Below are 10,509 nucleotides of genomic sequence, written 5' to 3' on the forward strand. Positions count from 1 at the left end.
GCTAGTTTCCGGGGAAGTTCGCGGCGCGTTTCTCAACGAAGGCCGCCCGGCCCTCTACGGAATCGGCGGTGTTAAAGGCCTCGTGGAAGCTCTGTGCCTCCAGCTCGAGAGCGTCATGGACGTTGACCGAGTCCATTTTGACCATGGCGCGCTTGGCGTTCGCCACGGCGGTCGGGGAAACCTTGGCCATCTCTTCGATGGTCGCGACGGCTTCGGTCAGCAGTTCTTCCGGGGCTACCAGGCGGTTAGCCAGGCCGATGCGCAGTGCCTCATCGGCCTTGATCCGGCGGCCGGTGAAGATCAATTCGCGGGCCATCGCATTGCCCACGCGGCGTGGCAGGCGTACCGATCCACCGAAGCCGGGCACCAGGCCGAGGGTGACCTCCGGCTGTCCGAAACTTGCCTTCTGCGAGGCGTAGATGAAGTCGCAGGCCAAGGCCAGTTCGCACCCGCCACCCAGGGCGAATCCGTTGACCGCGGCGATCACCGGCAACTGCAGCGACTCGAGCCGCTCGGTGACCTGGTGCATGCGTCGGCCATAGGCCTCGGCCGCAGTCGCGTCCATCGTATTCATCTGCACGATATTTGCCCCGGCCACAAAGGCTTTCTCTCCCGCGCCGGTGATGACCACTCCGCGGTGCTTGAACCCGCTGGCTTCAAGGTAGTCGACGGCCCGCTCGAGGTCTGCAACGACCTCCAGGGCCAGTGCGTTCATCGAGGCAGGCCGGTTGATGGTGATAATCAGGGCGCTGCCCTGGGTGCTCAGACTGAGGGTATCGAGTTGCTCCATATGGCCTACTCTCTCATGTCTCTAGCGTGGCTGACTAGGTTATTATCGGCGCTTGCGGGATTTAGCCCCGCCCGAGCGCGCTTTGGCCTTAGTTTGTTTTTCCTGCTTTGCGCGCAGCTTCGCCTTTTCCTTGGCCGCCGCACGCAGCTTGTCATTGACCGCTTTGGCTTCTTGCTGGGTGCTGCGCACCGAGGCCTGGCGGGAGGAGTTTGCGCTGCGTCCGCGGACGATGCCGATGAATTCGTCGACCAGTTCGGTGTCGGCCAGCCCGGTGGGCCAGGCGATCCCGATTTGCGTTCTCGCTCCGCCCTCGATGAGGCGATAGACCACGTCTTTGCGCTGGTACAGCCGGGCGATGCTCTGCGGAACGCGCAGCACCTGCGCGCCGGAGGCGACAACTTCCATCGCGATCGGGATCCCGCCGGCTTCTTCCGGGTACTCGGACAGGTCAAGCTGCGGGAATTTCGCCACTTCCTGCTCGTCGATGGTTTCCTCGTGGTATTCGACGTCGTGGTCTTTGGCCGCGCAGACGACCTCGAGCTCTTCGTAGAGCGGAATGAGATGCCGCGTGGCGTCCTTCGGCGAATCCCCGACGTAGCGCACGAAGACGGCATCGGCCTGATCGGTTGCCAGCAGGCCGAGGATGTCCTCGCCGTCATAACGCGAAGCCTGGAATTCGACCTGCGGGTAGCGTTCGGTGAAGCGATCCATCCACTTGCCCGGGGTGACGCCTGCTACGTAGGAAACTCGAAGTTTTTGCACGGTTAAAGCCTACTGGTCTTTTGCTGGGGTGCGGTGCGGTTAAAGCACTGCGGCGGGCCGGGAAAGATCCGTGCCCGCCGCAGTTCAAGCTTCGCTTACTTGTCGGTCTTGACCACAAGCACGTCGCATGGTGCCGAGTGGGCTACCGAGGAGGCGACCGAGCCGAGCACGCGGCCCAGACCCTTCATGCCCACGTTGCCGACGACGATCATCGATGCGCCGCGGTCGGTTGCATCGGCGATCAGGACGTCGCCTGGCTTGCCGTGGCCGGCAGCGGCGCTGATCTTCACGCCTGGCACCGCGTTGCGCACGTCATTTGCCACACGCTGGGCCAGCTTGCGAGCCTGCTCGGCGTCGTCGAGGATCCAGGTGTCGCTGCCGATGGAGACGACCTCGGTGTTGTCCGAGGCGTGAGCGGTGAGCACCACCAGATCGGCGTCGAGCTTCACGGCAAGTTCGGCGGCCCGGCGAGCTGCACGCTGAGCGGTTTCGGAACCGTCAACACCTACGAGGATGGTTTCAGACATTATTTCTCCTTGAGTTTTGGATTGCTTCGGAAGTATTCGAGGCATACACCAACTGTGATGCCTACCACTTTATGTGCTTAGTTGGCTTTTTGTCGCAAAAAGTCCACGGCGCGCTGCCAGGCGAGGTCCGCGAGCTGGGCGTCGTAATTGCCCGCCGGGTTCTCGTCGTTGTGGAATGCGTGCTTGGCGTCGTAGTAGAAGTACTGCACCTCGGCACCGGATTCACGGCGGATCCGTTCCTCCTGGGCCTTGGCCTCGGCGGCCGGGTAGGAGTCGTCGAAGTTCGCGTAGTGACCCTGGATTGCCGCGCGCACGCCGCTGAATTCATTGGGCACACCCTGGCCGACACCGTAGAACGGAACCGCAGCGCCGATCTTTTCGCCCTGCTGAGCGGCCAGTTGCAAGACGAAACCGCCACCCATGCAGAATCCAATGGCTCCCAGCTTGCCGCTGGTGACATGGTCGCTGGCGAGCAGGTAGTCCACCGCACCAGAGAGGAGCTCTGCGCCCTTTTCCTCGGGCAGTTCGGACATCATCCTGCCGGCCTCGTCGCCATCATGGGTGATCGAGCCGCCGTAGAGATCCGGAGCCAAGGCGACAAAGCCCTGGTCGGCGAGCCGGTCTGCGATATCGCGAATATGGTCGGTGAGCCCCCACCATTCTTGGATCACGATGACGCCGGGGCCTTTACCGGACTCGGGAAGCGCAAGATAGCCGTGCGCCTGCGTTCCGGACGATTCGAAGGTTACGTTCTGGTGCGGGGTTTTGACTGCCACTTCGCCTCCTGAGCTGTATTTATCTCCAGTCTATGCATGGCGGTGCGCTTTGGCATTGACTGTCATCACAATTAGCTGGATTTTGCCGAAACTACGCTGTTAGCTCGACCTCACCGATTCGCTCCAGGGCGTCGACAACTAGATCCCAGAAGCGTTCGTGATCCAGATCCACGGCCACCGAGGTATGGCAGTCGGCCGAGGCCGGGGCACGGAAGTCAGCTACCGTCATCCCCAGGGTCAGTTCGCCGCGCAGTTCAACGCTGACCGGCGCGCGCAGGGTACGCACCACGGTTGGATCGATCACATATGCCACGGCGCAGGGATCATGCACCGGCGGGGCGTCGAAACCCTGGTGGTCATGATAGGCCTGAGCGAAGAAGTCCATAAGCTCGCGCACGAACTTCGCCGGGCCGGTGCCGATTTGCTCGATGCGCCGCACGACGTCCTTGGTGGCCAGCGCCTGGTGCGTGAGATCCAAGCCCACCATGACCACCGGCCAGTTCTCATTGAAGACGATATGCGCCGCTTCGGGGTCGATCTTGATGTTGAATTCGGCCACGGCGCTCCAGTTTCCGGTGTGGTAGCCGCCGCCCATCAGCACAACCTCGCGCACGCGCTCGACGATGCGTGGCTCGCGGCGCACCGCCAACGCGATATTGGTCAACGCTCCGGTAGGTACCAGCGTGATCTCGCCCGGTTCGTGCGACATGATCGTCTCGATGATCAGGTCCACCGCATGGCGCTCGTCCAATTCGATGCGCGGCTTAGGCTGGGCCGGGCCGTCCATCCCGGAGTCACCATGCACCTGGGGAGCGGTTTCGATATTGCGCACCAGCGGGCGCGCGCACCCGGCAGCGAATGGCACCCCGGTGATCCCGGCGATGGTGCCCACCGCCAGTGCGTTGTCGGTGACTTTTTCCAGCGTCTGATTGCCGACGACGGTAGTTACCGCAAGCAGCTCGATCTGCGGATTTCCGTGAGCCAACAGGATGGCGACCGCGTCGTCGTGCCCTGGGTCGCAGTCAAGGATGATCTTACGTGGTGTGCTCATTTGCGCCCTTGATCCGCCCGATAGCCGGCTATCGGGAGTTCGATGTGTGGTTACCCTTGATTCTTCCTCGGATAACGCAAAGCGTCAAGCGCTTAACTCCCGACGTTGCGCACGCTCGACGGCGCACTAGGATGGAGCCATGAACAATGGTGATTCGCCGAAGCAAACCCAGCCAGCGCGCAAGGTCACCGCTGCCATGGTCGCGGCCCATGCTGGAGTTTCCACGGCAACTGTCTCGCTGGTGGCGAACGGCAAGTCCAGCGGCCGAGTCTCCAAAAGAAATGAAGCCCGAGTTCGCGAGTCGATTCGCGAACTCGGATACTACGTAGACAGCATCGGCAGCTCGCTGGCACGCGGGGTCAGCTCGCTGGTCATTCTGGTGGCCCCGGATATTTCAAACCCCTTCTTCGCCAAGCTCATCGCCGGAGTTCGCGGGGTCCTCGGGGAGGACTACCAGCTGCTGCTTTCGGTCACCGACGCCGGCCTATCACCGAGCGCCGCCGAAACCCGGCGCCTGCTGGGCTTGCGCCCGGCCGGATTGCTCGTCCATGCACCTACACCTGAATTCCTTGCCGAGCTATCCAGCCCCCTGCCAATGATCGCCCTCGATGCACCGGATGCGCCAGAAAATGTTCCATCGGTAAATTTTGACGTGCTCCAAGGCGCACGGGACGTGGCGGCGCACCTCGCCGCACAGGGTCACCGCAAGGTTGGCTATCTGGACGCAAACACCGGAACCGCCACCCTGCGCATGCGGCGCGAAGCCTTTCTGAGCGCGGCGGCCGAACACGGCATGGAAGTTCCGGCGGACGCAATCAGGTCCTCAACCATTGAAATGGGAGACGCGGCAGCGACCTTCTCCGCGAACTGGAAGCAGTGGAAACACGCGGGCATCACGGCGTTGGCCTGCGCCACAGATACGCACGCCTACGGCGTATTGCATGGAGCAAGCGTCGTGGGAGTGCGGATCCCCCAAGAGTTGGCGGTCACCGGCTTCGATGACCTGCCTTTTTCCGCCACCTCAAACCCTTCGCTGACCAGCGTTCGCCTCGACGCCCAAGCCGTAGGCATTGAGGCTGCCCAGGCATTGCGCACCCTGATCGAGGGCAAGGACCTCGAGCGATTCCAATTGCTGCTTTCCAGCGAACTGATGGTTCGCGCCTCGAGCGGTGGGGCCCAATAACTACTCGATGAGCTTTCCGCTCTTGGCAACTTCCGGATCGGTGCAGGAAGACAGGTCAAAGCAGCAGGGGCGCCGTTTGCCGTCGCGCAGCTTGGAAATGCTGACCTCCACCCGCCGCTGACGCGTCGCGGCGTTCTTCGTCGATTTGACCCACCGCGCCCATTCCCATCTGGCCATGGGGGTCAGCCCTTCCCAGGTGTCCTGCAGATCGCTCGCGTCCTCAAGGGCGCCGGCTAGATCTTCCGGGAGGGTTACCTCGGGCCACTGCTCGGCGATCGTCACCTGCAATATGGGTCTCTGCCCGAGTTCAAGACCAAGCTGTTCGGCAGGCAGCCAATGTCCACGCCGCCCATCTGGCTCCACGACGACACTTTGGTTTGAATCCACCAGCCGCACAGCCACCTGGCCGCGACTGGGAAGTTTTTGACTGGATTCTTGATCGAAGCGCAATACCAGTCGATCCTCGACTTGGTGCACAGTTCCGGCTAGTTCGATGCTTTGGTTAGTGCCTGCCATGATGCCCCCACCGTTTCGGTAATCCAATGAATCCGATTCTATGCGATGGGCGGTGAAGGAAATCTGTCCGGGCAGAAGGTCGGGAAAAGTGGTTCTTCCCACGCCCGGCGAATAATTTTTCTCGGTTCGGGAGAATGGCGCAGATAACGTGGAGCAAATCCGTGCGACGTTTTGCTCGGCTCGCTGGGAGTTGGGCATTCGCACCCCCAAGGAGCCTCCAGCTGCTATTTTGCGTCTTGAACCGAATCCAAGATCGCCCTGCGAGTTAACGAAAAGAACCCCTCACTTCGTCTTTTCAGACTAGTGAGAGGCTCTTTTTCTCATGTGCGCGAGGGGGGACTTGAACCCCCACGCCCCGAAGGGCACTGGCACCTGAAGCCAGCGCGTCTACCAATTCCGCCACTCGCGCATGATTCCCGCTCTCGCGGCAACAAGAAATAGCTTACACGCACTTTTCGCCGTTCGCCTAATCAGAGGGCCCACATGTGCTTAGCGCCACATGAAACCTTTTGGGCCGTTGGGGCGTTGAATATGATGCCAGTCGTTCCTTCAAGGATATTTCCGGGAATTGCACAGCTGTAAACAGTAAGATCGATAATGAAGTTCTGTGTCTCGAAGGCATCAGACTAAGACCGCAAGGCCTTGAAACGCCGTGGACTACAGGAAAGGAGCACACGCAATGAGCTTTCTCGACAACGTCGAACGAGGCTTAGAGAAGGTCGTCACCAGCTTCTTTCGTGGCACCAGCACCGCAGACATCAAGCCGGTTGAACTCACCAGCGCCCTGCGCAACGAAATGGATCGTGGAATTCTTGCGATCAGCGAGGGCCGCAGTCTTGCTCCGAACGATTTCATCGTCTCGTTGAGCGACAAGGATTTTGCAACGGCCAAGTCGTGGGGCTCACCCGTAGTCAACGAGATGGCTAAGGTGACCGCGGAACATGCCGTAAGCCAAGGCTATTCGGTCCAAGGAAACATCATGATTCATTTCGTGAATTCCCAGGAGCTCAAGCCCGGCGAAATGGAAGTTTCCGGTTCCATCAAGGACTCCAGCGCTAACCCGGTAGCTTCGGCTCCGGTCAAGGCAAAGGCCCCCAAACCGCAGCAGGACCAGGGCGCCGCAGCTGCGGATCCCAAAACCACCGCACAACCACGCCCTACTCCCCCACCGGCGGCGCCAGCAGCCGCTCCGCTTCCCAAGCAGGCGGTTGTCGAGGTCAATGGGCAACGCTTCGCGCTTCATCACCATTCGATCGTGCTTGGGCGCTCGGCGAGCACCGACATCCCCGTGGATGACACCGGCGTTTCGCGGCAGCACGTCCGTTTCGAAACGAAGGGCAAAGGCGCTTATGCCGTCACCGATCTAGGTTCAACCAACGGCACCTATGTGGACGGTAAAAAGATTTCGGGCGAGACGCGTATATTGGACGGTTCGATCATCACTATCGGACAGACCAAGATAGTCTTTCGCCTAATTACGCCTAGCAACGGAGGCCGTGCATGAATGATCTGGTTCTCAACCTGTTCCGACTTGGCTTTCTTGTCTTGATTTGGCTGCTCGTGCTGAGCATCGTCGGTGCGATGCGCCGTGACTTGGTGATCGGCACGCGAGCTCGAACCGGAGCACCTAGCGCCCGGGCACTGAAAAAGAATCCAGAACTTGCCGAACCAGAGATCAGCACGCGCAAGGCAGTACATACCCTACAGATCGTTGAAGGCCCCCTGGCCGGGCGCAGTATCCCGTTGCAGGGCCAGCCGATCCTGTTCGGTCGCGCCCAGGATGCCACCGTGGTACTTGAAGACGACTATGCCTCGGGCCGCCATGCCCGACTTTTCCCACAGGGTTCGCGTTGGTTCATCGAAGACCTTGGCTCCACCAACGGCACCTTCGTAGGCGACAGCCAGCTCACCCGCGCGCAGCCGGTCGAACCGGGACAGCGCATCCGCATCGGGAAGACTGTCCTGGAATTGAAGGCCTAGCCAATGGCTTTAAAGTTTAAGTTCGCGGCGATGTCCGATGTCGGACGCGTGCGCAAAAAGAACGATGACTCCGCTTACGCGGGAGAATATCTTGCGGTACTCGCCGACGGCATGGGCGGACACGTCGGTGGCGATGTGGCCTCGGCATCCACCGTGCTAGATCTGGTGCATCTTGACCATCGATACACGGCAGACCCGCAAAATGCGCTTCCCGATGAAATTCAGGCGGCTAATCTGGTTCTCAACGAACTAGTGGGCGCGAACCCGAAGCTTTCGGGAATGGGCACCACCGTCACCTCGCTGTTGCTCTCTGGCCAGACCCTGCACATGGCGCACATTGGCGACTCCCGCGCATACCGGCTGAAAAACAACGAGTTTGAACAGATCAGCCGTGACCACACGTTCGTGCAGCGGCTTGTCGAAGAGGGGCGCATTCAACCCCACGAGGCGGAGACCCACCCGCATAAGAACGTGCTGTTGCGCGTGCTCGGCGATTCGGATGCCTCCCCCGAACTGGATGTGCAACAGCTCGAGGCAACCGCCGGCGAACGCTGGCTGCTGTGCTCCGATGGGCTAACCGATGCGGTAGCCGTGCCCATTATCGAACAAATCGTGCGTGGCACCGCAGATATGGATGCGGCCGTCAATGAACTGGTGGCCACGACCTTGCGCAATGGCGCCCCGGATAACGTCACGGTGGTGCTCTTTGAGCTGGTCGAGGTCGATGAATCCGAAGATGCCGAACCCTCGGTTCTCGAGCCGGCCCCGGATACCGGACAGCTGACCATCGCCGCCGAAGGCGATGTTGAGGCGAGCGCGTCGGTCCTGCGCCATGAAATTTCCCAGCGCCCCCACCTCCTGGTCGGAGCCGCGCAGCTTGCCACACAGACCGGGCAGATACCAGTGGTCACCCAGCACACCGGTGAGCGTCGCGCCGCCGCGTTGCTGACGCACCGCTCCCCTGCTGCCGGCGAAATCCTCGATCCGCTCGAGTCGCGGGTGCCGCACCGCCGTTGGATCATGCCATTGCTGCTGACCATGATCACCCTTTTGGTGATCGGGCTCGGGGTCTGGGGTTATCTGTGGACACAAACCCAGTTCTACGTTGGCGCTGTCGGAGATAAGGTCGCCATCTACAAGGGCGTACCGCAGGAGCTTGGCCCCATCTCACTATCCGAGGTTGATACGGTCAGCAATATCCCGCTCGAAGCCTTGCCAGAGTATTCGCGTCAACGAGTGGAATCTGCCATTCCGGCAGACAGCCTTGAACACGCAAGCATGATGATTCAAGAGTTGCTGGTGACAGCGAAACAGAATTGTCCGGTCTTGGCGCCAGGTACAGACGGTGCCAGCGACGACCTTCCACTTCCGCCAGCCTACTGTCAGGAGATCATGCGATGAGCGAACTGCACACCGCACCGGTTCCACGGCGCAACCTTGAGCTGGTCCTGTTGCTGCTGGCCTTGAGCGTCGGCGCCGCTGCCTTCTTCCTCGTCGGAAGTTCCTCGGACAGCGACGACACTAAAGACTTCTTTGTGCAGACCGGGGTTTTGGCTGGACTCGCGCTGTTGCTGCACATCATGCTGCGCATCTTCGCTAAATATGCCGATCCGGTAATACTTCCCATTACGGTGGCCTTGAACGCTCTTGGCCTGGCCATGATCCACCGTATTGACTTGGCCAAAACCACAAGTCAGTCGATGCGGCAGCTGCTTTGGACCGCCATCGCGGTCATCATCGCCGCCATCGTTCTGTGGGCGATTCGCGATCATCGAGTGCTTCGCCGATTCACCTATATCGCCTTGTTGGCATCCATCATCTTGCTGCTGCTGCCGATGATTCCCGGGTTCGGCGTGACCATTAACGGTGCCCGCATTTGGGTTCGGCTCGGCGCATTCTCGATGCAGCCCGGTGAGCTGGCAAAGATCACCTTGTCGATCTTCTTTGCCGGATATCTTTCCTCCAACCGAGATCTGATCTTGATGGCCGGGCGTAAAATCGGCCCGTTGCAATTGCCGCGCCGTCGCGATATGGCCCCGATGGTGGTGGCCTGGATCTTGTCCATCGGAGTGCTGGTGGTCCAGCGCGACCTAGGTTCCTCGATTCTCTTCTTCGGCCTGTTCATTGTGATGATCTATGTGGCTACCGCGCGCATCTCCTGGGTGCTGATCGGCTTGCTCATGGTCGCGGCCGGCGGTGTCTTCGCAGCCACCACGATGAGCCACGTGACCCGGCGCGTCGATGTTTGGCTAAATGCCTTCGACCCGGAGATCTACCAGGCCAGGGGCGGCAGCATGCAGATTGTCGAAGGGCTATTCGGCATGGCCGATGGTGGCCTCTTCGGCACCGGCTTAGGCGAGGGATCCCCATACCGGGTGCCGCTAGCGAACTCGGATATGATCATCGCTTCCTTCGGTGAAGAGCTCGGCCTGATCGGCCTGACGGCAATTATCCTGCTGTACATGCTGCTGATCAGCCGCGGTTTACGTGCCGCGTTGGGTTCGCGTGATACCTTCGGCAAGCTGCTTGCGGCGGGGCTGTCCTTCACCCTGGGGCTGCAGTGCATCGTCATCATCGGCGGCGTAACACGTTTGATTCCACTGACCGGTCTGGCCACTCCATTTATGGCTGCCGGCGGCTCCTCCTTGCTCGCCAACTGGATCATCATCTCCTTGCTGCTGATGATTTCGCATAACTCGCGCCGACCGATGACCGGCGGCGTGGGACCAACCGACGAGATTGCGACCCCGGGAGCCACGACCCCTAAGGCGGTGAAGAACGTATGAATCAAGCCATTAAGCGCGTCTGGATCGCGCTGACCATGATGTTTGTAATTTGCCTGGCGGGATTGAGCTACATCCAGTTCTTCAGCTCCGAGAAACTTGCCGAGAACTCGTTGAATAAGCGTCAGCTCTTCCGCGAGT

At 60.5% G+C, this 10,509-nt stretch carries 11 protein-coding genes and 1 tRNA gene; 5 read left to right on the forward strand and 7 right to left on the reverse strand.

What is annotated here, in order from left to right:
* Position 1: 1 nt before the first annotated feature.
* The 5 genes from CQ019_RS06865 to CQ019_RS06885 form a co-directional block, all read right to left on the reverse strand.
* Positions 2-790 (reverse strand): enoyl-CoA hydratase/isomerase family protein, encoded by a 789-nt coding sequence (locus CQ019_RS06865; RefSeq protein WP_096282937.1) that lies wholly within the window; start codon positions 788-790, stop codon positions 2-4.
* 42 nt (positions 791-832) lie between these two features.
* Positions 833-1,552: a LysR family transcriptional regulator substrate-binding protein gene (locus CQ019_RS06870; protein ID WP_146113342.1), complete on the reverse strand. Its 720-nt coding sequence runs from the start codon at positions 1,550-1,552 to the stop codon at positions 833-835.
* Positions 1,553-1,647: 95 nt separating this feature from the next.
* Complete coding sequence (locus CQ019_RS06875) at positions 1,648-2,079, reverse strand: universal stress protein (RefSeq protein ID WP_096282935.1); 432 nt, start codon at positions 2,077-2,079, stop codon at positions 1,648-1,650.
* 77 nt (positions 2,080-2,156) lie between these two features.
* Complete coding sequence (locus CQ019_RS06880) at positions 2,157-2,855, reverse strand: dienelactone hydrolase family protein (protein WP_105554071.1); 699 nt, start codon at positions 2,853-2,855, stop codon at positions 2,157-2,159.
* Positions 2,856-2,946: 91 nt separating this feature from the next.
* Positions 2,947-3,906 carry a nucleoside hydrolase gene (locus CQ019_RS06885; RefSeq protein ID WP_105569321.1) on the reverse strand — a complete coding sequence of 320 codons (960 nt, stop codon included), beginning with the start codon at positions 3,904-3,906 and terminating at the stop codon, positions 2,947-2,949.
* 139 nt (positions 3,907-4,045) lie between these two features.
* Between CQ019_RS06885 and CQ019_RS06890 the strand changes: the two genes are divergently transcribed.
* Positions 4,046-5,089: a LacI family DNA-binding transcriptional regulator gene (locus tag CQ019_RS06890; protein ID WP_255248297.1), complete on the forward strand. Its 1,044-nt coding sequence runs from the start codon at positions 4,046-4,048 to the stop codon at positions 5,087-5,089.
* Here the strand turns inward: CQ019_RS06890 and CQ019_RS06895 are convergent, their stop codons facing one another.
* Both CQ019_RS06895 and CQ019_RS06900 read right to left on the reverse strand, forming a co-directional pair.
* Entirely contained in the window at positions 5,090-5,605 is a 516-nt protein-coding gene (locus CQ019_RS06895; RefSeq protein WP_096283002.1) for a YdeI/OmpD-associated family protein, read from the reverse strand. It abuts the gene before it with no gap.
* A 325-nt stretch (positions 5,606-5,930) separates the two neighbouring features.
* Positions 5,931-6,014: transfer RNA gene (locus CQ019_RS06900), tRNA-Leu, on the reverse strand.
* Positions 6,015-6,284: 270 nt separating this feature from the next.
* On the opposite strand from CQ019_RS06900, the gene CQ019_RS06905 reads away from it, so the two are divergent.
* From CQ019_RS06905 to CQ019_RS06920, 4 genes are read left to right on the forward strand one after another with little or no spacing between them, the layout of a single operon-like run.
* Positions 6,285-7,109: a DUF3662 and FHA domain-containing protein gene (locus CQ019_RS06905; RefSeq protein WP_105554069.1), complete on the forward strand. Its 825-nt coding sequence runs from the start codon at positions 6,285-6,287 to the stop codon at positions 7,107-7,109.
* Entirely contained in the window at positions 7,106-7,585 is a 480-nt protein-coding gene (locus CQ019_RS06910) for an FHA domain-containing protein (protein ID WP_096282931.1), read from the forward strand. Before CQ019_RS06905 ends, CQ019_RS06910 begins: the two co-directional genes overlap by 4 nt.
* Positions 7,586-7,588: 3 nt before the next feature.
* Positions 7,589-8,986, forward strand: a complete 1,398-nt coding sequence (locus tag CQ019_RS06915; protein ID WP_105569322.1) for a PP2C family serine/threonine-protein phosphatase — start codon at positions 7,589-7,591, stop codon at positions 8,984-8,986.
* Positions 8,983-10,371 (forward strand): FtsW/RodA/SpoVE family cell cycle protein, encoded by a 1,389-nt coding sequence (locus CQ019_RS06920; protein ID WP_096282929.1) that lies wholly within the window; start codon positions 8,983-8,985, stop codon positions 10,369-10,371. Before CQ019_RS06915 ends, CQ019_RS06920 begins: the two co-directional genes overlap by 4 nt.
* The last annotated feature ends 138 nt before the right edge of the window (positions 10,372-10,509 follow it).

The organism is Arthrobacter sp. MYb229 (genome assembly GCF_002975405.1).
In the GTDB taxonomy this organism is placed as follows: Bacteria; Actinomycetota; Actinomycetes; order Actinomycetales; family Micrococcaceae; genus Glutamicibacter.

Excerpts from the sequence above, each read along its gene's own strand:
- CQ019_RS06910 (WP_096282931.1), top strand. The coding sequence starts at position 7,106 with ATGAATGATCTGGTTCTCAACCTGTTCCGACTTGGCTTTCTTGTCTTG.
- CQ019_RS06865 (WP_096282937.1), bottom strand. The coding sequence starts at position 790 with ATGGAGCAACTCGATACCCTCAGTCTGAGCACCCAGGGCAGCGCCCTG.
- CQ019_RS06920 (WP_096282929.1), top strand. The coding sequence starts at position 8,983 with ATGAGCGAACTGCACACCGCACCGGTTCCACGGCGCAACCTTGAGCTG.
- CQ019_RS06895 (WP_096283002.1), bottom strand. The coding sequence starts at position 5,605 with ATGGCAGGCACTAACCAAAGCATCGAACTAGCCGGAACTGTGCACCAA.
- CQ019_RS06890 (WP_255248297.1), top strand. The coding sequence starts at position 4,046 with ATGAACAATGGTGATTCGCCGAAGCAAACCCAGCCAGCGCGCAAGGTC.
- CQ019_RS06905 (WP_105554069.1), top strand. The coding sequence starts at position 6,285 with ATGAGCTTTCTCGACAACGTCGAACGAGGCTTAGAGAAGGTCGTCACC.
- CQ019_RS06875 (WP_096282935.1), bottom strand. The coding sequence starts at position 2,079 with ATGTCTGAAACCATCCTCGTAGGTGTTGACGGTTCCGAAACCGCTCAG.
- CQ019_RS06915 (WP_105569322.1), top strand. The coding sequence starts at position 7,589 with ATGGCTTTAAAGTTTAAGTTCGCGGCGATGTCCGATGTCGGACGCGTG.
- CQ019_RS06885 (WP_105569321.1), bottom strand. The coding sequence starts at position 3,906 with ATGAGCACACCACGTAAGATCATCCTTGACTGCGACCCAGGGCACGAC.